This is a genomic window from Brucella pituitosa (assembly GCF_003049685.1).
GTDB classification, from domain to species: domain Bacteria; phylum Pseudomonadota; class Alphaproteobacteria; order Rhizobiales; family Rhizobiaceae; genus Brucella; species Brucella pituitosa.
The window spans coordinates 1,413,776-1,438,650 of the sequence record NZ_PYSY02000001.1 but is presented as its reverse complement, the minus strand read 5'-3'; the positions used below and the strand labels follow the sequence as shown (position 1 = coordinate 1,438,650).

Genomic DNA, 24,875 nt, shown 5'->3' with positions numbered 1-24,875 from the left:
GAAAGCTATGAAATTGCGGATTGTTGTTCCAATGATTAGAGCCAGTATGCCGCATTCTGAAAGCTTGAAAAGGTGTGGCTGTGTAATTTATAAATTTGCAAATAGCGAAATGCGAATTTGCAAATATGGCACCGAGAAAACTTTACGTTGGCAGAAAAATCCGTGAAATACGCGAGCAGCATCGGACAACCCAGTCTGGTTTTGCTGAACGCTTAGGTATTTCAACGAGTTACCTCAACCAAATCGAGAACAATCAGCGGCCGGTTTCAGCTGCTGTTCTTTTGGCACTTGCCGAGAATTACCAGATCGACATTGGTGCGATTTCGCTGGGCGATGATGATCGTTTGTTATCCGCTGTTTCAGAAGCCCTGGCTGATCCAGTCTTTGATAACTACAAGCCGAATTTGCAGGAACTGAAGCTGATCACGCAGAATGCGCCGGGATTGGCGCATGCGCTGATCGCCTGTCATCAGGCCTATCGGCGCAATAGCGAGCAGCTTGCGAGCCTCGATAATCAACTTGGGCGCGCGCCATCGGTTGCCGAGCCTGCACCCTATGAAGAAGTACGCGACTTTTTCCATTTTATCGATAACTACGTACATGAGATTGATATTGCAGCAGAAAATCTTGCTGCAAAACTTGATATTCCAGGGCGCGACATTGGTGTGGCACTGCCGCAATATATGGAGAATCATCATCGGGTGCGTGTTGCGCGTGCTGACCCGGATGAGGCGATTCTGCGCCGTTTCAATCCTGAAACCCGTATTCTCCATCTCAATCCTTATTCGCCTGCTTCGACACGAAACTTTCAGATTGCATTTCAGATTGCAGAACTGGAAATGGAAGAAATCGTCACGGCAATTGCGAAACGTGCAGACTTTCGCTCAACCGAAGCTGTTGAAATTTGCAAAATCGGACTGCGTAATTATTTTGCCGGCGCGTTGATGCTGCCCTATCAGACATTTTTGTCGGCTGCGAAAGAACTCCGGCATGATCTGGAATTGCTCGCCTCGCGTTTTGGCGCAAGTCTTGAACAGGTCGCGCATCGGTTAAGCACCTTGCAGCGCTCGGGCCAGCGCGGTGTGCCGGTGTTTTTTGCGCGTATCGACAGAGCCGGAAACATCACCAAGCGTCACAGTGCGGCCAAACTGCAATTTGCGCGTTATGGTGCAGCCTGTCCGCTCTGGAATGTGCATCAGGCGTTTGAAATGCCGGGGCGCATTATTCGTCAGCTTGCGGAGACGCCGGACGGTGCTCGTTATCTCTGTGTCGCGACGGAGCTTACGAAGAGTGAAGGCGGTTTCAATGCCCCGCAGCGCCGCTATGCCATAGCACTCGGCTGCGAGGTCACACATGCGCAGGATTTTGTCTATGCGGATGGGCTTGATATCGCCACCCGCTCTGCTTTTGATCCGATCGGTGTTTCTTGCCGAATCTGTGAGCGCGCTGAATGTGTTCAGCGCGCCGTACCACCACCCAAAAGCCGCATATCGGTCGATCACGACCGCCGTGGAATTCTGCCTTACAAGCTTTTATGAAATCAGAAGCCTGCATGTTCCTTGAGGAATTCTGCTTCTTCGCTGGTCGTTTCGCGATCCAGCACCTTATTGCGGTGCGGGAAGCGGCCAAAGCGCTCGATAATGTCGTGATGCTGTTGTGCAAAGCCCAATGAGAACTGATCACCCAGTTTTTCGTAAAGATCGACACAGCGCTTCTGATCGCTAAGATGTTCGCTATGCATGAAAGGCAAATAGAAGAACTGACGTTGTTCAGCCGACAGTTTGCGGTCGAAATCATGGTCGAGCGCCTGAGCCGCCACATCGCGAGCAAGACCGTCGCTTTCAAATGAGCGTGGAGAGCCGCGGAACATGTTGCGTGGAAACTGATCGAACAGAATAGTCAGCGCGAGAGCGCTTTCCGGCTGTTGTTTCCAGTCTTCGAGCTTGTCGGCGCGAGCGTCTTCGTAGGCAGCCAGAAACTTCTCGCGGATTTCAGCATCGATTTCGTCGCTCTTGGTAAACCAGTTCTCCCGCATTTTGGCGGAGAACCAGAAATCGAGGATGTCGTTGGGTTGAATGGCCATGGCTGCCTCTTTCCGGGTTATGGCGTCTGGTTTGGCTGGTTTGGACTATCAGGCTGGGGGCAGGGCGGTTCGCCTTTGAAATTGCGCGACGCGCAAGCGAATCGGTCGAACCCTTTACCCGCATCCATTGCCGCTTTTCCGGCACCGCAGCCGGAAAGAACAGCAAGCGAAATCAGTAGAACAACTTTAGTCATCTGAAGTGTTTCCGGTTTTAATGTTGATGCCAATCATAGGCATCGCGGTGCATAGCGGCAATAGATACCCATATTTGTGATCAGCCGCGACCACGATAATTGGGTACAGACTGTTCAGGAATCCAAACATTCTGAGGTGCTGCACCTGTTTGATAAAACACATCAATCGGGATGCCACCGCGCGGATACCAGTAGCCACCAATACGTAACCACTCAGGCTGAAGCAGTTCGACCAGACGCTTGCCGATTGTCACGGTGCAGTCTTCATGAAACGCGCCATGATTGCGGAATGAGAACAGGAAAAGCTTGAGCGATTTGCTCTCAACCAGCCATTCTCCCGGAACATAATCGATCATCAGATGTGCGAAGTCTGGCTGTCCCGTCATGGGGCAGAGAGAGGTGAACTCAGGCGCTGTGAAACGGACGCAGTATGGTGTTCCGGCCTGCGGGTTTGCGACCCGCTCAAGTACGACCTCTTCAGGTGATTGCGGTACCGTGCTGTTCGATCCGAGTTGTTTCAGATCGGAATATATTGTCTTTTCAGACATTTGCGTGCCTTTTTAAAAGCCACGGTGCAGTCTTTGCGCTTGCATATCAAGCGCTTGTCCTTGTTTTAACCGGGTAGGCTGCGACCGGTGGCAGATTGCCAATGGCTCCGAGTAGCAGTCATGGTCGCGCAGGTAAAGCCCATAAGAAAACCCGCGCTGTGGAGGCGCGGGTTAGTCAGGAGGAGTCTTTATGTCAGTTAGCGGCGATCAGAGAGCGCGCAGCCAATCGCCACGCCGATCAGGATGCCCAGGATACCAGCAGTACCGAAGAGTGTCGTGGCTGTGCCAGGATTTTCCTTAACAGTCTCTGCCACCGCCTGACCGCGTTCGCGAACAGCCTGAGCTGCATGGCGGAAACGACCGGAAGCATCGTCCAATGCGTCTTCGGCGGTATCTCTGAAGTCGCTTGTGCGGGATGCCAAAGACTTAGACAGGCGTTTCAGCTCACCGCGCAAATCAGAAATCTGTTGTTCCAGAGCCTGCTGAACGTCGTTAGCTGTTTTATTATCGGCCATTTCAAACCTCCGTTGGAATTGATGCTGATAGAACGCTCATGCATCAGTTTGGTTCCAACGAGGAAAACAGAAGTCTAAGTGCTAACTTCCGGTCTTCTTTGAAAAGAACGGCAGAAGGCTAAGGCCACGCCCGATAAAAACGCCACCGATTGCACCCACTGCTTTGAAGACAAAGTCTGCGAATTCGCCGTGACGGCCCGGAGCTAAGCGTTGAAGCAACTCAAACATGCCTGCGCATCCAACGGTCAATAACAGCACAGCGATCCAGTGGCGTGGATAGGCGAGCGCAAACAGGAAGCCGACAAGAAAAAAGGCTGCGAAGCGTTCCACATCGGCAGGTTCACCGGTGATGGGACGGAACTGGATCGGGCTTATCGTCACGATAAGAATTATTGCCAGAACCAGCCACGCGGCAAAGCGCAAAAAACGCGTCATTAATTAAAAGGCCTTCTATTCTGCCGTGTAATTTCCGATAGGTTCGTCCTGATTAGGATCGCCGCAACGCTGATACATTCGATCAGTTATCGACTTTTTCAGTCCATTGCCAAACGGCAATTCATAATGCGCGATGACATCGACGCCCATACACCATTTAACGTTCTCGGGAGAGAGGCCATAATTGGTTTCGAGGAAGCCAATGGCATAGTTTATGCCTTCTTCGCAATCATCCGTTGTACAGAAATTGCCGTCTCTCGCCAGTTGCCGGATCGAACCTTCGCCGATCTTTTGGACAACAGGTTCAACTGCAAAAGGTGCTGCGCCGACAAGCGCAACAATAACCAGTCCAATCAAGGTATATTTTATAGAACGCCGCATGAATCGCTGTCTGTTACCAATCCTGTCGTCACTTCATAACGCATGAGCGGCACTATGATGGCAAGGCTGTGCGATAAATGTGGTGGCTACTTATAGGTAATATTAGCAATTGTGACGGTTTAATATTGACTTTTACGTAAATGCGGTTGCACAACAATTGCCTGCATATTGCAAGGCTGGGATGTTGTAGTGCGCGAATATTATACGATCACGGAGCTGACGCGGGAATTCGGGATATCGACCCGTACGTTGCGTTTTTATGAGGACGAGGGGTTGATCGCACCTGTGCGGCGTGGTCGCACACGCTTGTTCAGGCCGTCTGATCGGCACCTTCTCAAGCAAATCATGCGGGGAAAGCGCCTCGGATTCTCGATCGCCGAGATCCACGAGATTGTGCAGATGTATCGCGAACCGCCGGGTGAAACCGGCCAGCTCAAGCTTTTGATGAAGCGCGTTGAAGAAAAACGCGGCGACCTTAGGCAAAAGCGTCGCGATATTGACGAGACGCTTGCTGAACTCGATCAGGTTGAAGAAGCCTGCATTGAGCGTTTGGCAGAGCTTGGTGTTTCAACATAACAATCAGGGCTGATTATCTGGCACTGGTGAGCAGATTTCCGCGATTTGCTGGACTGTACTGTTGTTGTTCTGGTCAGCTTTTCCGCTGAAGACGTCGTCAAAGAGCTTTGCCTTGTCGAGCTCACTGACCACGCAACCACAGAATTGGGCACAGAGCGCTTCACCGCCATTCTGCATACAGGATGATACGCAGGATTGCGTGAACGCTTCACGCGGCGCTGGTTGTGCTGGTGGCATGATCTGTGAAAAGATATAGACCAGCCCGATCAACACCGGCTGATGGATCAGATAGAATGCGAGGCTATGGCGACCGATGAAGGTCAACGGCTTTTGCAGAAATTGCGGTTGAATGCCGCCTGAAAGCATAGGCAGCCAGTTGAAGCGCTCGAAGATGCGGGCAGCCGCAATGCCGAGCAAAACAGCGCCAAACCATGGAAACAGTGGTACATAATCGTTGGAACGGGGCGGAACCGTCGAAAGTCCGATCCAGGCAAGCCACATCCGGTTGAAAATATCAGATTGTGCGTAAAGCGGCGCTGTAATGACAAAAGCTGCCACTATGAGCGTTACCACGGCGGGCAGGCGTAGGAACAACAGGCCGAGCACGCTTGCCAACGCGATTTGGTGCAAAATGCCAAAGAAGATGAAATTATCCGGCGACATATAATAGGTCACCGCTGAGATCGCCGCGGCGGCTGCCACGATCTGCAGGAGACGCTTTCCTACGGCATTCCAGCGAATGGCGCGGCCATGTGCGAGAACGAGGCTGAATCCGACCAGAAACAGAAAGCTTGATGCGATGCAGCGGGCAAACAGTTTCCATCCACCATGCGCAGTGGTGGCTGGCGCCATATAGCCGAAGAATTCGAGATCCCAGCCGAAATGGTAGATCGCCATTGCAATGAGCGCTACGCCGCGCGCAATATCGATGCGCTCCAGGCGCGGGCGGGTTGACGGCGTTACGGTCGCTTCAGCATTGCTCTGCATATTTCTTCCCGAGCTATGACATTGGAGCGCGTTTCGATCTGATTGAATCAGATCGGCGCTCTATACCTTTGATTTAACACGCATCTTGTCCGAAAACCGTTTCACCCTTTTCGGGATGCGCTCTAAGAGTCGAGCAGATTCCTATCACATGCAACTGCATGGCTATAGTATGTCAGAGAACCGGATTCGTTCGGATCGGATTGAATGTGCACTTTATCGGCGGAGCTCGCGTTGTTTTTCAGTATTTCCAAGCTTTTCTGGCTGTTTTTTCAGCCACTGACAATCATCTTCGTGTTTCTGCTGCTTGCACTTGTGCTGATCTGGACCGGGTTTAAAAAACTTGGGCTGACAACACTTGTTGTCGGTGCAATCGTTTTGTTTGTCAGTGGATATACAACGCTTGGTTCCGTGCTCCTCGTTCCGCTGGAGGATCGTTTTCCGAAACAGACTGAGCTGTCGAAGCGTGTGGATGGTATTGTGGTTCTGGGCGGCTATATGAACGGCGATATCAATGCTGGCCGACCGGGATTTGAGCTGAATAGCGCAGCTGATCGTATCTTTGAAACGATGCGACTTGCGCGGCTTTATCCTGATGCAAAGATCGTCGTATCGGGCGGAGATGGTGCCTTTTTTGAAGAATCCGCGCCTGACGCCGATAGCACACGCACGATGCTGGCTGATCTCGGCTTTTCCGGCGAACGCTTCATTTTCGAGAACAAATCACGGAATACGGTGGAGAATGCCGAGTTTTCGAAGGCATTGGCACAGCCAAAGCCCGGTGAAACATGGCTTCTTGTCACGTCGGCATATCATATGCCGCGTTCGATCGGATGCTTTCGGAAAGCAGGTTTCGAGGTGGTTGCATGGCCGGTTGACTACAAAACACCTGCAAAAGAGAGTTTTTCTCTTTATCTCGAATCACCCAATGAGGCCCTGTCGCGCTTCAGTGTGGCAATGCGTGAGTGGGTAGGGCTGACCGCGTATTGGCTAACCGGTAAGACAGATATGCTGCTGCCTCAACCCTGATGCCGCATTTCTGCCGTGACTTTAAAGCTTTTGTTAAGCATACCTGTTGTTAAGGTTCTGATACTAAACTAGTTTTTGAAAGGCCATGTGATGAGGTGGTTAAGTGTGCCGCATTTCCGCCATTTTTCACGGTTGCGTTTCATTGGCTTCAGGATTATATCTCCGGTAACAGCGTTGTGAAGGACGCTGATTATAAGAGTTGCACAACAAGGTTTTAAAAATCTCCATGGACGAAACCGTTCAAAAATCCTGCTGGGGCGTCACGCTCTGGGCAGTCGTTGGCCTCGCCACTATCATCCTCATGGCCTACCTTTTCTCCGCTTGATGCGGGTGCGATAGTTTCCGAAAAGCTGAAGAACTTTTCGGATAGAGCTTTCCATTTGATATGAATAGAACGGACGTTTGCATTCGGACTGGAATGCGAAGGTTGCTGCTTTGCGTAAACCGGAAATTTAATGCCGCATTTCGGCATTCTGTTGGCGTTGCTCCTCTCCTACACTATCTGATAATGGTGTAATATTATTGCGCGTGTCTGATAGACCGATGCTGTAGATTGCACTCCCCATTTGTGGGTCGGAATAGGTGTAGAATGTTTCTGTCGGTATTCGATCTTTATAAGATTGGCATTGGGCCTTCGAGTTCACACACGATGGGTCCGATGACGGCTGCCCACATGTTTCTCGATGAGCTGATCAGTGGCAATTGGCCGAAACCAGCCAATGCCAAGGTTTATCGACTGAAGGCCAGCCTTCATGGCTCGCTCGCCTATACCGGCGTTGGACATGCCACAGATCGCGCGGTGGTTCTGGGTCTCTGCGGCTACACACCTGATTCGATTGATCCCGATATTATGGACAGTGAAGTCGAAAAGGTTTCGCGCGCAAAGACTGTGCAACCTGCCGGCCATCCAGCCTATCAGTTTGATCCAAAAGCCGATCTGGTTCTTGATCGCAAAACACCTTTGCCCGGCCATGCCAATGGCATGGCTTTCGAGGCCTACGACAAGAGTGATCGACTGTTGCTTCGTCGCGTCTATTTCTCGATTGGTGGCGGTTTCGTTGTCACCGCGGAAGAACTGAGCCGTGTACAGACCAGCGGAGGCAAGCGCGAGGAAAAGGCTGATGTGCCTTATCCATTCAACAATGCTGCTGAAATGCTGGAGATGGCGCGTAAAAGCGGCCTTTCTATCGCTGATATGAAGCGCGCCAATGAAGAATGCCATATGTCCTGCCTTGATCTCGACGAAGGTCTGGATCGCATCTGGGGTGCAATGCGTGGCTGCATTGAGCGTGGGCTGAGCCGTGATGGTATCATGCCTGGCGGCTTGAAAGTGCGTCGCCGTGCACGTCAGCTTTTTGAACGGCTGGAAGACGATTGGCGCAATAACAAAGTCAATCCGTTGCTCGCCAATGACTGGTTGTCCGTCTATGCGATGGCAGTCAATGAAGAGAATGCTTCGGGCGGTCGAGTTGTGACCGCTCCGACCAATGGCGCGGCGGGCGTTGTGCCTGCGGTTCTGCGTTATTACTTGCATTTCCACGACGATGCAGATGAGAAGGGCATTCGCGATTTTCTGCTGACCTCTGCCGCTATCGGTGGCGTGATCAAACATAATGCTTCCATTTCAGGCGCAGAAGTGGGTTGTCAGGGTGAAGTCGGTTCGGCCTCCGCCATGGCTGCGGCTGGTCTTGCTGCCGTTCTTGGTGGTACACCGGAGCAAATCGAGAATGCTGCTGAAATCGCTCTGGAGCATCATCTTGGCATGACCTGTGATCCTGTGGGCGGGCTTGTTCAGGTGCCTTGCATCGAACGCAATGCGCTTGGTGCCGTGAAGGCTGTGACTGCTGCATCACTGGCAGTTAAAGGCGACGGTCAGCATTTCGTGCCGCTTGATGCCTGTATCGAAACCATGCGTCAGACAGGCCACGATATGAGCGAACGTTATAAGGAAACCAGCCAGGGTGGTTTGGCTGTCAATGTGGTTGCCTGCTGAGATAATGTTCTTATCACTTGAAGCCTTCATCGAGCTTGGCTAAATCAGCTCCATGGCACTTAATCTCGTCAAACTTTGCGTCGGTTGCGACAGCATCGAAGATCTCGCAGCCTGGATCGATTTCAGGCTTGCTGAGCAGCGTGCTGCCGGGCTCGTTCCTGAACAGTTTCACACCACGCGAATGGTTCCCAAGCGTGTTGACGAATTGCTGGAAGGCGGTTCGCTCTACTGGGTGATCAAGGGCAATGTGCAGTGCAGGCAGCGCCTGCTGGATATCCGTCCATTTACAGATGAACAGGGCATCAATCGCTGTCATCTGATACTCGAACCAAAGATCCACCCGACCCAATGGCAACCGCGGCGCGCCTTTCAGGGGTGGCGTTATCTCAATGAGAATGAGGTTCCGCTGGATGAAGCTGCCGGAAAGTCTGGTAGGGCTGCTTTGCCATCCGAGTTACGGCAGGAGCTTGCTGCGCTGGGACTGCTCTGACGGTTTGCTTTTGCGTATTTTTCCAACAACAGTTCAGAAATGAAAAAGGCCTGCCAAAACCGGCAGGCCTTTTGTTTTAGCTTGTGACGGCCTCAGCTTTCGATAGTGAGACGTACTGCAACTTTGTCTGATGTTACCGGCAAGGTCATACGCATCATTGTGCGTGGCTGCACCATACGACGGTTGCGAGCGGCGTGGCTTACCAGCAATCCAACCAGATCGCGTGTATGGAAACCTTTTCCATGACGCACGTCAGCAATGCGAATCGCAGCCTGCTTCAAAGCCTGAACAGAAAACAGGGAACCCAGTCCTGAGGGGCGGTGTGCCTGTTCGGTCCATGTGTGGGCCTTCAAAGCATATTGTCCGATCGGTTCATTCATATTCGACATCTCGAAACCCTCTACACAATACAAATTTCGGGTTTAAAGCGGTGCAAGAGGGGTATCCCTCCTGCGTTCGGATCGTTCTCTAGTCGCATTGTCCCAGCAGAACTGCTTCGCCCTTTTGGGAGACATGCTTAGTTCGCGACTGCGTAGCAGCCAAAATTCTTCTTTTTCAGCGATGCGCATGCATCCCATGCAGCCTGCTTCGAGGAGAAGCCGACGAAGCGTGCACGGTAGAAAGTGGAACTGCCCTTGGTGAAGGTTTCTGTGTAAGGCGAAGCGGAGCGCAGCGAGCCACCGACCGAAGCCGAAGCTTTTGCGAGCATGTCGCGTGCCTGACCTTCACTTGGAAGCGAGCCGACCTGGATTGCCCAGCCACCGCTTGCAGGTGCTGATGCGGTCGTAACTGGATCAATGTCGTGAGCAGGCGCGGCGGGAACCGCTGCCTTTGGTGTCGGGCGAACGGCTGCCTGTGCAGCCATCGCTGCCGGACGCTGCGTTGGAGCTGCCAGAGCCAGAACCTGTGGCTGGTCGACGTCGCCTTCGCCGCTTTCGTTGTTGATGACGTCTGCGACTTCATTGATCTGGCGAGCAACGGGAACCGGAGCATTACGTGCCTTTGGAAGATCGACAGATGCAACGACCTGTGGAACTTCGCCGCGCATTGCGACCAGCGGTTCGGAAACGCGGCCACGCGTGGCTGCAGGCAGATATTTGCGGATCAGCTGGGTCATGTGAGCGTCACGGCTTGCGCCGGTGTTGCCACCCATGACAACCGCAACCAGACGACGGCCATCAAGATTGACCGAAGAGGCGAGGTTGTAGCCGGATGCATTGGTGTAGCCGGTTTTGATGCCGTCAACGCCTTCAACGCGACCGAGCAGACGGTTGTGACCATTGATCGTCTGGCCACGGAATACGAAATTGCGGCGCGAGAAATAGGAGAATTCTTGCGGAAAGTGCTGACGAAGCGCGATACTGAGGATCGCCATGTCGCGTGCAGTCGTAACCTGCGACATGTTTGGAAGGCCCGAAGCATTGCGGAATGTGGTGTTGCTCATGCCAAGGCGACGGGCTTTGGATGTCATCATCTGCGCAAAACGTTCTTCAGACCCACCGAGGAATTCACCCGATGCTGTTGCAACGTCATTGGCAGATTTTGTCACCATGGCAAGGATAGCGTCTTCAACACGAATGCTCTGACCCGGCTTGAAACCGATCTTTGTCGGAGGACGTGCGGCAGCATAGGCAGAGATTGGAATGCGGGTATCTTTATTGATGCGACCGGATTTCATTGCTTCGAAAAGCATATACATGGTCATCATTTTGGTCAGCGACGCAGGATAACGTCTGGCGTCTGCATTGGATGCAAACAGCGTTTTACCTGTGTTCGCATCGATTACGATCGCGGCATACCGATCGCTAGCTGCAACGGCTGGCACTGTTGTGGAGGCTGTGGAGCAACCTGTTACGACAGCGAGAAGAAGAGTGGCTTGCGCTGCTCTTTTCAAGGCGTATGCGACTTTACTGAATGCGGTACGCACGATGATGACCTGCCTGTATCCCGGTTTTTTTGAACTGCGGCGCAAAGGGCACACAGCAATCTAATTCCGTGACCTTACTGTCATCAGCGTTACCAATCCGTTTATGGTAACCGACTTATTCATAAAACTTGAAAAAAATTGCCTGTCAGTTTTTTCAGTCGAACCGTGAATTCCGCTGAAGCGACAAGGTTTGCCTTTCGGGGAACTGGAATTTCCCGATAAACTTATTGAGATAATTGTGCCAATGCTGCGGCTTGTCATAAGTCTCGGTTGCAAGTGTCGCCGAAGGGCTTAAAATCATCGCATGACGCCCTACATATATGGGCAAGCAGGCAGATAGTTGGGGCCAGACATCTGGGCCCCAGCATTGGGCATTGGGTGATAGTTTTCATGCGGCATTCTAATCCAGTCATGCAGAGCAAGACCAACGGCGGGAACGGACCGGACAACGGTACCGTGGTGGTCACGCGTACGCAGCCGAAAACAAAGAAGCCAAGCCTCTATCGCGTCCTGCTTCTCAATGATGACTATACTCCCATGGAGTTTGTCATTCATGTCCTGCAACGTTTTTTCCAAAAGAACATGGACGATGCGACGCGTATAATGTTGCATGTTCATAACCACGGTGTCGGAGAGTGTGGCGTATTTACATACGAAGTTGCCGAGACCAAGGTTAGTCAGGTCATGGATTTTGCCCGCCAAAACCAGCATCCATTACAATGTGTAATGGAGAAAAAGTGAGGTCATATGCCATCGTTTTCTCCCAGCCTTGAAAGGGCGCTGCATCAAGCGCTTACCATCGCGAACGAGCGGCATCACGAGTATGCGACGCTCGAACACCTTTTGCTTGCCCTGATCGACGATCAGGATGCAGGTGCAGTGATGCGCGCCTGTAACGTCGATCTGGAGCATCTCAAACGGATCGTTACAGATTACATCGACCGTGAACTGGATAATCTCGTCACAGGCTATGATGAGGATTCCAAACCCACGGCCGCTTTCCAGCGCGTGATTCAACGCGCAGTCATCCACGTTCAGTCTTCAAACCGCGAGGAAGTGACGGGCGCCAATGTGCTCGTTGCCATTTTCGCGGAGCGTGAAAGCCATGCTGCTTACTTCCTGCAGGAACAGCAGATGACGCGTTATGATGCCGTCAATTATATCTCGCACGGCATTTCGAAGCGTACACAGAGCAGCGAACCACGCACGCCGCGTGGTGCGGAAAGTGCCAGCGAAGAACGCACAAGCGTAGAACCGGAAGAAGGCGCAAAGAAAAAGCAGGATGCTCTTTCTGCCTATTGCGTCAATCTGAACGAAAAAGCCAAATCCGGTCGCATCGATCCGCTCATCGGACGTGACAGCGAAATCAGCCGCACCATTCAGGTTCTTTGCCGTCGGTCCAAGAATAATCCGCTCTATGTGGGTGATCCTGGCGTCGGTAAGACTGCGATTGCCGAAGGTCTGGCCAAGCGTATCGTTGAAGGCGAAGTGCCGGAAGCGCTCGCCGATGCCACGATCTTTTCGCTCGATATGGGTACGCTGCTTGCCGGCACCCGCTATCGCGGTGATTTCGAAGAGCGCTTGAAACAGGTTGTGAAAGAGCTCGAAGATTATCCGGGCGCGGTTCTCTTCATTGACGAAATTCATACGGTGATCGGCGCGGGTGCTACGTCGGGCGGTGCAATGGATGCATCGAACCTGCTCAAGCCTGCTCTGTCTTCCGGTGCAATCCGTTGTATCGGTTCGACCACCTATAAGGAATATCGTCAGTTCTTCGAGAAAGACCGTGCACTGGTTCGTCGCTTCCAGAAGATTGACGTCAATGAGCCTTCCATCCCGGATGCCATTGAAATCATGAAGGGTCTGAAGCCGTATTTTGAAGACTTCCATAAGGTCAAATATACGGGGGATGCCATCAAGTCGGCTGTGGAGCTTTCCGCGCGCTACATCTCGGACCGCAAGTTGCCGGACAAAGCCATCGACGTGATCGATGAAACTGGTGCAAGCCAGATGCTTCTGCCGGAAAACAAGCGGAAGAAGACGATTGGCGTGAAGGAAATCGAAGCAACGATTGCTACCATGGCCCGGATCCCGCCCAAGTCGGTTTCCAAGGACGATGAGGTTGTGCTTTCGCATCTCGATGCGGAACTCAAGCGAGTCGTCTATGGTCAGGATCTGGCAATTGAAGCACTTTCGGCTGCAATCAAGCTCGCTCGTGCGGGCTTGCGTGAGCCGGATAAGCCAATCGGTTCTTATCTGTTCTCCGGTCCGACCGGTGTTGGTAAGACAGAAGTGGCCAAACAGCTGGCAAGCTCGCTTGGCGTGGAACTCCTGCGTTTCGATATGTCGGAATATATGGAGCGCCACACCGTATCGCGTTTGATCGGTGCACCTCCCGGCTATGTCGGCTTCGATCAGGGCGGCCTTCTGACTGATGGCGTTGATCAGCATCCGCATTGCGTGCTGCTGCTCGATGAAATCGAGAAGGCACATCCAGACCTTTACAACATCTTGTTGCAGGTCATGGATCACGGTTCGCTGACCGATCACAACGGCAAGAAGATCGACTTCCGCAACGTGATTCTGATCATGACCACCAATGCCGGTGCTGCCGATATGGCAAAGGCTGCGATTGGTTTTGGTTCGACACGCCGCGAAGGCGACGATATGGAAGCGATCAACCGGCTGTTTACGCCGGAATTCCGCAACCGTCTCGATGCAATCGTGCCGTTCGGTCCGCTTCCGGTGCCTGTCATTCATCAGGTTGTGCAGAAGTTTGTGCTTCAGCTTGAAGCCCAGCTTGCAGAACGTGGTGTGACTTTTGAACTGACAGAAGCCGCTATCGCGTGGCTTGCGGACAAGGGGTATGACGAGCGCATGGGCGCGCGTCCGCTGGCTCGTGTTATTCAGGAGCACATCAAGAAGCCGTTGGCCAATGAAGTGCTGTTTGGCAAGCTCAAGCATGGTGGTACAGTCCGGGTCGATGTAACGACGAAGGACGATGGTAAGACCGATCTCGTACTTGAAAGTGTCGCTGACAAGCCTGTGAAGCCTAAGAAGGATATTCCTCCGGAAAAGAAGCTTCCGCAGCGCAAGAAAGCGGCACCTAAAAAGGCCGAGAAGGAGAAGGTATTGGCTGGTAAGGACGATGAAGTCTCGGCCAAGCCTGCAACCAAATCCACCACGGCAAAGTCGTCGGTGCCCAAAGTGCCACGCAAGAAATAAGCTCTACGAAACGGCCCTTCTTCGGAAGGGCCTTTTCATTTTAAGTGCTTCTAAGCGGACAGGTCGCGTTAGAGCGCGTCCCGAAAAGTGTGAAACGGTTTTCGGACAAAGATGCGCTCTAAATGCAGGTGCTCTTTTCTGTTTCATGATCTATTTTTAAGATATGTTTTCGAGTCGCTCCCCCAGTTCTGAATCTCATCCGGCAGAACAAGCCAACGCCTTGCGTTGGTTTTTTCGCGGTACGCGACGCATTATCAGCGTGCCCGCAATCTTGCTGATGAGTTCCTTCATTGGTTTTTCAGGATTGGCGATTGAAAGCGGGATAACGGTCGGGCAGGCGGTTTTCATGACGCTGACCATCTGGGCACTGCCCGCCAAGGTGGTTCTTATCGGCGCAATCAGCGCTGGCGCCTCAATCCCTGCGGCAGCATTGGCCGTTGGATTATCGTCTGTCCGTTTGATGCCGATGGTCGTCGCACTTCTGCCGGAGCTGAAAGGACCAAAGACCCGAAAACTGACGCTCGCAGCTCTCTGCCATTTCGTGGCAGTTACCGCCTGGGTCATGGCAATGGAAGAGCTGCGCAATATACCGCGCGACATGCGTACAAGTTACTTCGCTGGAATTGGTACGGTTCTCGTCGGCACAAATGCGCTGGTCGTCGCGGTGGTCTATTTGCTCTCCGCATCATTTCCACCGGTGGTGTTCGCAGCGCTTTTCATGCTTACGCCGATGTATTTTCTCACATCGCTCTGGCGTTCGGCACGCGAACGGGCAGGGCAGATTGCCATGGTATCGGGGATCGTGTTGTTCCCGATTTTTCATCAGTTCGCACCAGGCTATGATTTGTTGATGACGGGTATCATGGGCGGATTGATTGCGTTTGCTTTTCACCGGTCGCGTAATCCCGGCAAGGATGTGGCCAAATGAACTGGGATAGTTTTTCCGACTGGTGGTGGCCGTTTGTCTTCATCCTGCTTGCAGGTGCACTTCCGACTTATCTCTTCCGTGTCATGGGGGTGATCGTTGGCGGTCGTGTACGTGAAGATTCGGAAGTGCTGGTGTTTGTTCGCTGTGTCGCGACGGCACTTGTTGCAGGTGTGATTGCGCAACTTATTCTGTACCCGAACGGGGAGCTTGCCAACTCCCCGATGTGGCTGCGCGTTGGATCAGCTGCAGCTGGCTTTGCCGCCTATCTCATTGCTGGAAAGCGCTTGCTTGTCGGTATTCTGGTAGCAGAAGCGCTGCTGATAGCCGGTTTGCTAAGCTTATAAAGTCATTTCTTATCAAAGTGCTGCGCGGATTTTCTCAGCATTTGATTCAAGCACGGCAGCGTCTTCCATCTTCCCCGTATGTGGTTTGAGTTCTACGCCTTCAAAACGCGGGATAACGTGGAAGTGCAGATGGTAAACTGTCTGGCCTGCGGCAGGTTCATTGAATTGAATGACAGTGACGCCATCGGCGTTGAACGCCTTCTTGACCGCATTGGCGATCTTCTGCACGACCTGAATGGTTTCAGCCAGAGTTTCGGGCTTGGCGTCCAGCAGATTGCGGGATGGCGCTTTGGGAACCACGAGCGTGTGACCCGTTCCCTGCGGCATGACATCCATGAAAGCGACAACATTATCCGTTTCGTAAACACGCGTTGACGGAATTTCGCCGCGCAGGATTTTTGCGAAGATGTTGTTGTCATCATAGGTGGCGGACATGCTGTTTTCTCCAGTTCAGTCTTTTATTCGTGTGGTGGCGGTCATTCGTGCCTGAAAGGCGTATGCTCTTCCAGTGCCGCATGTATCTGTTCGACTTCGCGGCGCTCATGTTCCAGATAATCACTAACCGCTCTACGGAAACCCTCATGCGCAATATAATGCGCGGAATGCGTTGTAACCGGAATATAGCCGCGGGCGAGTTTATGTTCACCCTGCGCTCCTGCTTCGACAATCCGTAATTTGCGGTCGATCGCGAAGTCGATTGCCTGATGGTAGCAGACCTCGAAATGAAGATAAGGATGATCCTCGATACAGCCCCAGTGTCGCCCATAGAGCGTGTCGCTGCCAATGAAGTTGATCGCGCCTGCGATATAGCGTCCGCCGCGACGCGCCATGACGAGCAATATGTCGTCGGCCATCGTCTCACCAATCAGCGAGAAAAACTCGCGGTTGAGGTAAGGACGCCCCCATTTGCGGCTGCCGGTATCGATATAGAACTCAAAAAAGTCATCCCAGACGGCTTCAGTCAGATCGCTGCCGGTCAGCCAGTCGATTTCAATGCCTTCTGAAAGAGCGTCGCGCCGTTCTTTTTTGAGTGCTTTGCGCTTTCTTGAGACGAGCTCATTTAGAAAGTCATCATACCTAGAAAAGCTATTGTTTATAAAATGAAACTGCTGATCCGTTCGGCGCAGAAAATTAGCCGATTCAAGCGCAAAAATCTCGTTTTTCGGTGCAAAGGTCACATGGGCAGAAGATGCACCAGTCTGATCGGTTAGCTGTCTTAACCCGTTTGCGAGGGCGAGTTGAACAGCGTCGGGTTCAAACTCTGCATGGCGGAGTAAGCGTGGGCCTGTTGCAGGCGTGAACGGAATTGAAGCCTGAAACTTGGGGTAGTAGCGCCCGCCAGCGCGCTCGAAGGCATCGGCCCAACCATGGTCGAAGACATATTCGCCCTGACTATGCCCCTTGAGGTAGTTCGGCACAGCGCCGATAAGATAACCCTTGTCGTCTTCAAGGCGCAGATGTCGCGGCAGCCAGCCCGCATGCTGCGACACGGATCCGGATTGTTCGAGTGCATTCAGAAAGGCGCGAGAAATAAAGGGATTGTAGTTTCCGCCTTGCCGGGACGTGCCGGCAAGGCGGTTCCATTCGTCTTCCGAGAAATCGCCGATGCCTTCGACGACGCGGAGAACGAAGCTTTGCTCTGTCTGCCTTTCGTCGTCGCTCATCGCCGAATTTTCCTGTTAAGCCAACATCGACCGAGGGTCGAAACCTTCAAAGGTAATCTGATCCACGTTGAGATCGCTATGCTTCTTGGTCTCGGCATCGCGGACTGTCCAGCTGATGACCGGAAGGTTGAGCTTTTCGCGCGCAAAGCTGACAAACGGATTTGGCAGATGATGCACATTGTAAGACACGAAGGAAATCTGATGCGCGAGCATCGCGAAGTGGGCTTCAAAATCCTTGGTGCGCGTGCCTTCCGCAGTCAGTCCGCCGGGAATTCCTGGCGCGTCGCTTGCAAACAGTCGGATCAGATGGTGGTCGAATGACATGATTGCTGCTTCGCCTTTATAAGAGGCCAGCTCTTTGGCTACAGCGGCAACCAGACCATCGTCACGGCCTTCAATGCCCTTAAGCTCAATGACGACCGGCACACGACCGGCAACGAGCTCAAGCATCTGGCGCAGTGTCGGCGCATGATCTTCAGTGCCGCCAATGCGCAGCTCAGAGGCTTCTGTTAGTGTCAGGTCACTGATTCGGCCTTCGCGTCCGGTGAGGCGCTTGAGATCGTCATCATGAAAAACGATGACACCGCCATCCTTGGTAAGATGTACGTCGCATTCGATTGCAAAGCCTGCTTTTGCAGCAGCATCAAAGGCTGCGAGCGTGTTTTCCCAGCGCTTATTGTTCAGATCGTGCAGGCCACGATGCGCAATTGGCTGTTTTTTGAGCCATTCAGGAGATGACATTATGCAACCTCGATGATTGCTTCGATTTCAACGGGTGCATTGAGTGGCAGGCTTGCAACGCCGACCGCTGAGCGTGCATGCTTGCCCGCGTCGCCAAGGACTGCGACGAGAAGATCAGATGCGCCATTGGCAACCAGGTGCTGTTCGACAAAATCTGTGGTTGAGGAAACGAATACGGTGATTTTTACGATCCGCTTTATGCGGTTCAGATCACCAAGGGCGGCCTTTGCCTGCGCCAGTATGTTGACAGCACATGCGCGGGCTGCAGCCTGACCGTGTGCGACTGTAAGTGCATCGCCAACCTGGCCTGTGTGTACGAGCTTGCCATTTTCCAGCGGAAGCTGACCCGATGTGAGCAGCAGAGAGCCCGTTTGTGCGAAAGGTACATAGTTTGCAGCTGGTGCTGCGGCTTCGGGCAAAGATATACCCAGATTTTTAAGACGGCTGTCGATTGTGTCGGTCATTCCATTAATCCTTACTAACTTAATGCCTTTCGCACCCGATATATGAGATAGAATCGGTGAAGCTTTTGGGGAGGGTGCGTTTTTTGCCTCGCTTCCGCCATGAGTTTTTTTATCATGCTCCTCAACAGATCGGGAGATTCATGTATGCGTTTTTTGAGTATGGCATTTGCGGCAAGCGGAGCAGCGGTTTGCGTTTGGGGTAGTTCGGTTGGCGTTGCCGCCGCTGCTTCGACGGTAACGTTGGTCCCGCATCGCGCAGTGTATGATCTCACATTGGATCGAGCGGATGAGAAATCCGGGATCAGTGGGCTTACCGGCCGTATGGTCTATGAGTTCAACGGTTCAGCCTGCGAAGGTTATACGACGAATTTTCGTTTCGTAACGCGCATTGACATGGATGAACAGCCGCAGCGCGTGACCGATCAGCAGACGACAACTTTTGAAAGCGGCAACGGTAAGGATTTCCGTTTCGTCAACAAGACCTTTGTTGATAAGGAACTGGTGAAAGAAGTGCGTGGTGATGCCAAGGTCGAAGGTGGCAAGACGATTGTTGCCCTGTCCAAGCCCAAAGAAGACAATATCGATCTGAAGGCGACACAATTCCCGACGACTCATATGGAAGAGCTGATCGGAAAGGCACAAGCGGGCGAGAAGTTCTACCAGACGTCTCTTTATGATGCCTCGGAAGATGCGGATCGCGTTGTTGCAACGACGGTTGTTGTCGGCAAGGAGCAGGAAGCCAAAAGCGACGAAACCAAAGCCATGGGCAAGTTCACGAAGGACAATGTCTGGCCGGTGACGATCTCCTATTTTGATGACAAGGAAAAGCAGGATGGTCTGCCGATCTATCGTATCAACTTTAAGCTATACCGAAACGGCATCACCCGCGACCTGACCATGGATTATGGTGATTTTTCCATGCGTGGGAAACTGGTGAAGCTTGATGTGTATGATGACAAAGCGCCCAAAGCGGATTGCAAATAGGTCGTTTGCCACAGCCTTTGGCGTTATAATGGTCACAAGGCTTGCATTTATTGGCGCGATAAGTTAACAGCGCGCCTATTCCACACACGGGATTGGGCTTTTGCAGGGAGAAATCCTGCTTCAGCCTCCGGTGGCGAGCAATCGCCTCAGCCCGTGGAGGTTCAACCGGAAAAGGAAAATACAGATGGCATTGCCTGAATTCAGCATGCGCCAGCTTCTGGAAGCTGGTGTTCACTTCGGTCACCAGACCCACCGCTGGAACCCAAAGATGGCTCCTTACATCTATGGCGACCGCAACAACATCCACATTCTCGATCTGTCCCAGACCGTTCCTCTGCTGCACAATGCGCTGAAGGTCGTTTCGGACACTGTTGCTCGTGGTGGCCGCGTTCTCTTCGTTGGTACCAAGCGTCAGGCTTCGGACATCATTGCTGATGCCGCTGGCCGTTCGGCTCAGTACTACGTCAATGCACGCTGGCTCGGCGGCATGATGACCAACTGGAAGACGATCTCGAACTCGATCCAGCGTCTGCGCAAGCTCGACGAAATTCTCTCGGGCGATGCTCAGGGTTACTCGAAGAAGGAACGCCTGAACCTCGAACGCGAGCGTGAAAAACTCGACCGCGCACTCGGCGGCATCAAGGACATGGGTTCGGTTCCTGACCTGATGTTCATCGTCGACACCAACAAGGAAGCAATCGCTATCCAGGAAGCCAAGCGTCTTGGTATTCCAGTTGTGGCTGTTATCGATTCGAACTGCGATCCAGATCAGATCGACTACCCAATCCCAGGTAACGACGACGCCGCACGCGCTATTTCGCTTTATTGCGATCTGGTTGCACGCGCTGCTCTTGACGGCATCGCACGTCAGCAGGGCGCTATGGGCATCGACGTTGGCGCACAGGCTGAAGCTCCTGTTGAGCCAGCTCTCGAAGCTCCGGCTGCAGGCGCATAATCAGCGCTTATGAATTTCATCCATCCGTCACATGACGGGTGGATAACTTCATTCGTTCCGATGCAATCAGCGTCGGTTAAAAGTTGGCACACCCATTCGGTGTGCCTTCGCTTTCGTGAAAGGCGACACAATGAGCATTTCCGCATCACAGGTTAAAGAACTCCGCGAACTGACCGGCGCAGGCATGATGGACTGCAAGGCAGCGCTTGCTGAAACCAACGGTGACATCGAAGCCGCTGTTGACTGGCTGCGCGCCAAGGGTATGGCAAAGGCTGACAAGAAGGCTGGCCGTACGGCTGCTGAAGGTCTGGTTGGTGTTGCAGCTTCCGGCAACAAGGCTGTTGTTGTTGAAGTCAACTCCGAGACCGATTTCGTTGCTCGTAACGATGCATTCCAGGATCTCGTTCGCAAGATCGCTCAGGCTGCTCTGTCGACCGATGGTTCGTCGGAAGCTGTTGCTGAAGCAAACATCGACGGCAAGTCGGTAACGCAGGCTGCAAAGGACGCAGTTGCAACCATTGGTGAAAACATCAGCTTCCGTCGTTCGGCAGCTCTTGAAGTTTCCCAGGGTGCAGTTGCTACCTACATCCATAACGGCGTTGCAGACGGCCTCGGCAAGCTCGGCGTTCTCGTTGCAATCGAAACTGCTGGCGACGCAGAAGCTGCAAACGCATTTGGCCGTCAGGTTGCAATGCATGTTGCTGCTATCAATCCGCTTGCACTGACTGCTGCTGACGTTGATCCGGCTGCTGCTGAGCGTGAAAAGGCTATTTTCATCGAGCAGGCTCGTGAATCCGGCAAGCCAGACAACATCATCGAAAAGATGATCGAAGGTCGTATGCGCAAGTTCTACGAAGAAGTTGTTCTTCTTTCGCAGGCTTTCGTCATCAATCCCGACCTGACTGTTGAAGCAGCGCTCAAGGAAGCTGAAAAGTCGATCGGCGCTCCTGCGAAGATCATTGGCTTTGCACGCATCGCTCTCGGTGAAGGCATCGAGAAGGAAGAAAGCGACTTCGCTGCTGAAGTTGCTGCTGCTGCCAAGGGCTAAACAATCTTTCGAAGTGCATTCTGTTTCGGCATGCGCTCGCTCTAAAGATTTGTCTTGCCGCATTATCCTGCGCAAAAGGCTCAGGCACTTTGCTGGAAATGCTTAAAAGGCTTTTGATTATGAAGGGCATCGCGTGACAACGCGGTGCCCTTCGTGTATCGGAACCCCAATAGTAACAGTTGATCATGATCTGCGGAGAACACTCCATGCCCGTTAAGTCCGCCTATAAGCGTATTGTCCTCAAAGCATCCGGTGAAGCATTGATGGGCAGTCAGGGCTTCGGCATTGATGTGTCGGTTGCTGATCGCATTGCCAGTGACATCGCTCAGGCGCGGGATCTCGGCGTTGAAGTGGGTGTCGTGATTGGCGGCGGAAATATTTTCCGCGGCGTAGCGGTTGCCTCCAAGGGTGGCGACCGTGTCACTGGCGACCACATGGGTATGCTGGCAACGGTGATCAATTCTCTGGCTCTGCGTACATCGCTTCACAAGATTGGTGTGGATGCCGTCGTTCTTTCCGCCATAGCAATGCCTGAAATCTGCGAGAGCTTCTCGCAGAGAAAGGCAACTGCCTATATGGATGAGGGAAAGGTTGTGATTTTCGCAGGTGGTACAGGTAATCCATTCTTCACAACAGACTCGGCCGCAGCATTGCGCGCAGCCGAAATCGGTGCGGACGCGCTTCTGAAGGGCACGCAGGTCGATGGGATTTATTCGGCTGACCCGAAGAAGGAGCCGAATGCAACACGTTTTGACAAACTCACACACAAGGAAGTTCTTGATCGCGGGCTTGCGGTGATGGATACGGCTGCTGTCGCCCTTGCGCGTGAGAACAACATTCCGATAATAGTCTATTCCATCCATGAAAACGGCGGCTTGGCCGAAATTCTGCAAGGCAAGGGACGCAGCACGATCGTTTCCGATAATTGATCGGCAATATTGATCGTTTGTCTTGTCGCGCACTGAAGGAGAACATGTATGAGCGATGTTTTTGACATCAACGACCTGAAGCGACGCATGGAAGGCGCAGTTAATGCCCTGAAGCATGACCTCGGTGGTCTGCGCACGGGCCGCGCTTCTGCAAGCTTGCTCGAGCCAATTACGATTACAGCTTATGGCGCTGAAATGCCGATCAACCAGGTCGCCAATATTACTGTGCCGGAATCGCGCATGCTTTCGGTTTCCGTATGGGACAAGACCATGGTTGGCGCAGTTGAGCGCGCGATTCGTGATTCCGGTCTTGGCCTCAATCCAATCACCGATGGCATGACGCTTCGCATTCCTTTGCCGGAACTCAACGAACAGCGCCGTAAAGAGCTGGTCAAGATCGCGCATCAATATGCCGAACAGGGCCGTATCGCTGCGCGTCACGTTCGCCGCGATGGTATGGACACGCTGAAGAAGCTCGAGAAAGACGGCGATATCAGCCAGGATGACAGCCGTGGCCTTTCCGAAAAAGTTCAGAAGCTCACCGATGATACGATCGCCGAAATGGACAAGATCGTTTCGGTCAAGGAAGGCGAGATCATGCAGGTCTAGTTTCCTGATTTCAAAGTCTGCACGATTTCATACGGTGATCGAATACGGGCTTTGAAACCGAGGGGTACTAGAAACAATTTGTTGCCAGTGTCTGGTAAGTTGTGAAATTCTGATTGCGTTTTTCAAAGCGCTACAGATTTATGACGTTAGGCACTGGCTGTGCATGATTTATCAATGAGGAGAGCTTCGCCATGTCCGATCCGCGCCACATAGCCATTATTATGGATGGCAATGGCCGTTGGGCGAAGGCACGCGGTTTACCGCGCAGCGCCGGACACAGAGCCGGAGTGGAAGCTTTGCGCGAGACAGTGAGGGGCGCGGGTGATCGCGGCCTTGGCTATCTTACCCTTTTTGCATTTTCTTCTGAGAACTGGTCACGCCCGAGCGGTGAAGTTGGCGATCTTATGGGATTGCTGAAGCTTTTCATCCGTCGTGATCTTGCCGAGCTGCATCGCAATAATGTCCGGGTGCGGATTATCGGCGAGCGGGAAGGGTTGGCATCCGATATTTGCGGATTGCTCGGTGAAGCCGAGACACTGACACGGCACAATACTGGCCTTAATCTGATTATTGCCTTCAATTACGGTTCGCGTGATGAAATCGCGCGCGCAGTTAAAAGTCTGGCGCGCGATGTCGCTGCAGGACGCCTTGACCCGTCATCGATTTCCGCTGAGTTGATCTCCGCAAATCTGGACACTGCAGGTATTCCCGATCCGGATTTGATCATTCGCACGAGCGGTGAAATGCGGCTTTCCAATTTTCTGCTTTGGCAGGCTGCTTATGCAGAGTTTCTGTTTGTTCCTGGCCACTGGCCAGACTTCAGACCTGCCGATCTCGATACTGCCTATGAAGTCTTCCGCCAGCGCGAGCGCCGTTTCGGTGGCGTAGAAGTGCGCGACAAGCTCGAAGAGTGTTCACCCGCAATCGAATGCACGTCAGCAAAAGGTGCAGCGGTTTGATGCGGCTTGTCCGCTCCATCGAAGGGTATAAATGTCAAATCTGCAAACTCGTATTCTGACCGCCATAGTTCTCGGCGCCGCGGCCCTCTGGCTGACCTGGATAGGCGGGTTGGGGTTCACTCTGTTTTCTATCGCCATTGGGTTGGCGATGTTTTACGAGTGGACTGAACTCAGTGCGACAAAGCAGACGTCATTCTCACGTATTTTCGGCTGGGTCTGGTTGCTCGCGACCTTCATTCTTCTGATTCTTGACCGAAGTGCGTTGCTGACAATTGGCGTTTTGCTTACCGGTTGTATCATTCTTCTGGCAACGCAGTGGAAGATCGGGCGCGGATGGCCTGCCGCCGGCCTTTTCTATGCTGGTTTTTCAGCTATCTCCCTTTCGCTGCTGCGTGGCGATGAGCCGTTCGGCTTTACAGCTATTTGTTTCCTTTTTGCGGTCGTATGGTCGACTGATATAGCAGCCTACTTCAATGGACGTGCTTTGGGTGGCCCCAAGCTTGCACCACGCTTTTCGCCAAACAAGACCTGGTCAGGCGCTTTGGGTGGTGCGGCGGCAGCTGTTGCCGGTGGCATTCTGGTTGCCTCGCTTGTGGCTGCTCCTGGTAGCTGGATCGTACCATTGCTTGCCCTTTTGCTGTCCATCGTTTCGCAGATTGGCGATCTCGCAGAATCATGGGTGAAACGTCAGTTCGGCGCAAAAGATTCCGGACGTCTTTTGCCGGGACATGGCGGTGTTCTAGATCGGGTGGACGGACTTGTGGCGGCGGCAGCACTTCTATACCTCTTTGGTGCTATTATCGCCGAACCAGATGTACCATCTGCAATCTTTTTTAGTTTCTGAGCGCGTATGAATTCGTAGGAGTGGTG

Annotated in this window: 29 protein-coding genes; 16 read left to right on the top strand and 13 right to left on the bottom strand. The window is 52.8% G+C overall.

The features are described 5' to 3' along the window. The first annotated feature begins 125 nt into the window (after positions 1-125). Positions 126-1,538, top strand: a complete 1,413-nt coding sequence (locus C9380_RS07055) for a helix-turn-helix domain-containing protein (protein WP_128093283.1) — start codon at positions 126-128, stop codon at positions 1,536-1,538. A gap of 2 nt (positions 1,539-1,540) precedes the next feature. Here C9380_RS07055 and C9380_RS07050 read toward each other — a convergent pair whose 3' ends face one another. The 6 genes from C9380_RS07050 to C9380_RS07030 all read right to left on the bottom strand — a co-directional run bounded on the left by C9380_RS07050 (position 1,541) and on the right by C9380_RS07030 (position 4,156). Continuing rightward, on the bottom strand, positions 1,541-2,083 hold the full coding sequence (locus C9380_RS07050) for a DUF924 family protein (RefSeq protein ID WP_128093282.1): 543 nt from the start codon (positions 2,081-2,083) through the stop codon (positions 1,541-1,543). 17 nt (positions 2,084-2,100) lie between these two features. Beyond that, positions 2,101-2,277 carry a hypothetical protein gene (locus C9380_RS26770; RefSeq protein ID WP_164844638.1) on the bottom strand — a complete coding sequence of 59 codons (177 nt, stop codon included), beginning with the start codon at positions 2,275-2,277 and terminating at the stop codon, positions 2,101-2,103. A gap of 80 nt (positions 2,278-2,357) precedes the next feature. Next, entirely contained in the window at positions 2,358-2,825 is a 468-nt protein-coding gene (gene queF, locus C9380_RS07045) for a preQ(1) synthase (protein WP_128093281.1), read from the bottom strand. Positions 2,826-3,022: 197 nt separating this feature from the next. Then, the gene (locus tag C9380_RS07040) at positions 3,023-3,340 is read right to left on the bottom strand and encodes an ElaB/YgaM/YqjD family protein (protein WP_024897059.1); all 318 of its coding nucleotides are present in this window, start codon (positions 3,338-3,340) and stop codon (positions 3,023-3,025) included. Positions 3,341-3,421: 81 nt separating this feature from the next. Then, positions 3,422-3,775, bottom strand: a complete 354-nt coding sequence (locus C9380_RS07035; protein WP_024897060.1) for a VanZ family protein — start codon at positions 3,773-3,775, stop codon at positions 3,422-3,424. Positions 3,776-3,790: 15 nt separating this feature from the next. Beyond that, entirely contained in the window at positions 3,791-4,156 is a 366-nt protein-coding gene (locus C9380_RS07030; RefSeq protein WP_024897061.1) for a hypothetical protein, read from the bottom strand. 189 nt (positions 4,157-4,345) lie between these two features. Here C9380_RS07030 and C9380_RS07025 point away from each other — a divergent pair, with 189 nt between their 5' ends. Continuing rightward, complete coding sequence (locus C9380_RS07025) at positions 4,346-4,732, top strand: MerR family transcriptional regulator (protein ID WP_024897062.1); 387 nt, start codon at positions 4,346-4,348, stop codon at positions 4,730-4,732. 3 nt (positions 4,733-4,735) lie between these two features. Here C9380_RS07025 and C9380_RS07020 read toward each other — a convergent pair whose 3' ends face one another. After that, positions 4,736-5,719, bottom strand: a complete 984-nt coding sequence (locus tag C9380_RS07020; RefSeq protein WP_100558872.1) for a heparan-alpha-glucosaminide N-acetyltransferase — start codon at positions 5,717-5,719, stop codon at positions 4,736-4,738. Between the two features lie 231 nt (positions 5,720-5,950). Between C9380_RS07020 and C9380_RS07015 the strand changes: the two genes are divergently transcribed. The 3 genes from C9380_RS07015 to C9380_RS07005 all read left to right on the top strand — a co-directional run bounded on the left by C9380_RS07015 (position 5,951) and on the right by C9380_RS07005 (position 9,228). After that, positions 5,951-6,745 carry a YdcF family protein gene (locus tag C9380_RS07015; protein ID WP_128093280.1) on the top strand — a complete coding sequence of 265 codons (795 nt, stop codon included), beginning with the start codon at positions 5,951-5,953 and terminating at the stop codon, positions 6,743-6,745. A gap of 589 nt (positions 6,746-7,334) precedes the next feature. After that, positions 7,335-8,738, top strand: a complete 1,404-nt coding sequence (locus tag C9380_RS07010) for an L-serine ammonia-lyase (RefSeq protein ID WP_100558873.1) — start codon at positions 7,335-7,337, stop codon at positions 8,736-8,738. Between the two features lie 52 nt (positions 8,739-8,790). Next, positions 8,791-9,228, top strand: a complete 438-nt coding sequence (locus C9380_RS07005) for a DUF1489 family protein (RefSeq protein WP_024897067.1) — start codon at positions 8,791-8,793, stop codon at positions 9,226-9,228. 92 nt (positions 9,229-9,320) lie between these two features. Here C9380_RS07005 and C9380_RS07000 read toward each other — a convergent pair whose 3' ends face one another. Further along, positions 9,321-9,617, bottom strand: coding sequence for a hypothetical protein (locus C9380_RS07000; RefSeq protein WP_024897068.1), 297 nt, complete (start codon positions 9,615-9,617; stop codon positions 9,321-9,323). 128 nt (positions 9,618-9,745) lie between these two features. Further along, positions 9,746-11,155, bottom strand: a complete 1,410-nt coding sequence (locus tag C9380_RS06995; protein ID WP_024897069.1) for a D-alanyl-D-alanine carboxypeptidase — start codon at positions 11,153-11,155, stop codon at positions 9,746-9,748. A 390-nt stretch (positions 11,156-11,545) separates the two neighbouring features. On the opposite strand from C9380_RS06995, the gene clpS reads away from it, so the two are divergent. The 4 genes from clpS to C9380_RS06975 all read left to right on the top strand — a co-directional run bounded on the left by clpS (position 11,546) and on the right by C9380_RS06975 (position 15,652). Further along, the gene (gene clpS / locus C9380_RS06990; RefSeq protein WP_024897070.1) at positions 11,546-11,896 is read left to right on the top strand and encodes an ATP-dependent Clp protease adapter ClpS; all 351 of its coding nucleotides are present in this window, start codon (positions 11,546-11,548) and stop codon (positions 11,894-11,896) included. 6 nt (positions 11,897-11,902) lie between these two features. Then, a complete protein-coding gene (gene clpA, locus C9380_RS06985; protein ID WP_094539719.1) occupies positions 11,903-14,380 on the top strand; it encodes an ATP-dependent Clp protease ATP-binding subunit ClpA in 2,478 nt (825 codons plus the stop codon). A 277-nt stretch (positions 14,381-14,657) separates the two neighbouring features. Beyond that, on the top strand, positions 14,658-15,308 hold the full coding sequence (locus tag C9380_RS06980) for an AzlC family ABC transporter permease (protein WP_247877548.1): 651 nt from the start codon (positions 14,658-14,660) through the stop codon (positions 15,306-15,308). Beyond that, positions 15,305-15,652: an AzlD domain-containing protein gene (locus C9380_RS06975; RefSeq protein ID WP_128093278.1), complete on the top strand. Its 348-nt coding sequence runs from the start codon at positions 15,305-15,307 to the stop codon at positions 15,650-15,652. The genes C9380_RS06980 and C9380_RS06975 overlap by 4 nt, the downstream gene beginning before the upstream one ends. Before the next feature lie 12 nt (positions 15,653-15,664). On the opposite strand, the gene C9380_RS06970 is transcribed toward C9380_RS06975, so the two are convergent. From C9380_RS06970 to C9380_RS06955, 4 genes are read right to left on the bottom strand one after another with little or no spacing between them, the layout of a single operon-like run. Next, positions 15,665-16,087, bottom strand: a complete 423-nt coding sequence (locus C9380_RS06970; protein ID WP_128093277.1) for an HIT family protein — start codon at positions 16,085-16,087, stop codon at positions 15,665-15,667. A 41-nt stretch (positions 16,088-16,128) separates the two neighbouring features. Further along, positions 16,129-17,316 carry a GNAT family N-acetyltransferase gene (locus tag C9380_RS06965; protein ID WP_128093276.1) on the bottom strand — a complete coding sequence of 396 codons (1,188 nt, stop codon included), beginning with the start codon at positions 17,314-17,316 and terminating at the stop codon, positions 16,129-16,131. Between the two features lie 15 nt (positions 17,317-17,331). Next, entirely contained in the window at positions 17,332-18,057 is a 726-nt protein-coding gene (locus C9380_RS06960) for a glycerophosphodiester phosphodiesterase (RefSeq protein WP_128093275.1), read from the bottom strand. Further along, positions 18,057-18,521: a RidA family protein gene (locus tag C9380_RS06955; protein WP_128093274.1), complete on the bottom strand. Its 465-nt coding sequence runs from the start codon at positions 18,519-18,521 to the stop codon at positions 18,057-18,059. Before C9380_RS06955 ends, C9380_RS06960 begins: the two co-directional genes overlap by 1 nt. A 144-nt stretch (positions 18,522-18,665) precedes the next feature. Here C9380_RS06955 and eipB point away from each other — a divergent pair, with 144 nt between their 5' ends. From eipB to C9380_RS06920, 7 genes are all read left to right on the top strand, one after another. Beyond that, on the top strand, positions 18,666-19,505 hold the full coding sequence (gene eipB, locus C9380_RS06950) for a cell envelope integrity protein EipB (protein ID WP_024897078.1): 840 nt from the start codon (positions 18,666-18,668) through the stop codon (positions 19,503-19,505). A 184-nt stretch (positions 19,506-19,689) separates the two neighbouring features. After that, positions 19,690-20,460 carry a 30S ribosomal protein S2 gene (gene rpsB / locus C9380_RS06945; protein WP_036567086.1) on the top strand — a complete coding sequence of 257 codons (771 nt, stop codon included), beginning with the start codon at positions 19,690-19,692 and terminating at the stop codon, positions 20,458-20,460. Positions 20,461-20,590: 130 nt separating this feature from the next. After that, positions 20,591-21,508 (top strand): translation elongation factor Ts, encoded by a 918-nt coding sequence (gene tsf / locus C9380_RS06940; RefSeq protein WP_024897080.1) that lies wholly within the window; start codon positions 20,591-20,593, stop codon positions 21,506-21,508. Between the two features lie 206 nt (positions 21,509-21,714). Further along, a complete protein-coding gene (pyrH, locus tag C9380_RS06935) occupies positions 21,715-22,437 on the top strand; it encodes a UMP kinase (RefSeq protein ID WP_024897081.1) in 723 nt (240 codons plus the stop codon). Between the two features lie 48 nt (positions 22,438-22,485). Continuing rightward, positions 22,486-23,046, top strand: a complete 561-nt coding sequence (gene frr / locus C9380_RS06930) for a ribosome recycling factor (protein WP_024897082.1) — start codon at positions 22,486-22,488, stop codon at positions 23,044-23,046. A gap of 170 nt (positions 23,047-23,216) precedes the next feature. Next, positions 23,217-24,005 (top strand): isoprenyl transferase, encoded by a 789-nt coding sequence (locus C9380_RS06925; protein WP_268877376.1) that lies wholly within the window; start codon positions 23,217-23,219, stop codon positions 24,003-24,005. Positions 24,006-24,036: 31 nt separating this feature from the next. Beyond that, entirely contained in the window at positions 24,037-24,849 is an 813-nt protein-coding gene (locus C9380_RS06920) for a phosphatidate cytidylyltransferase (protein WP_111787420.1), read from the top strand. Positions 24,850-24,875: the final 26 nt, after the last annotated feature.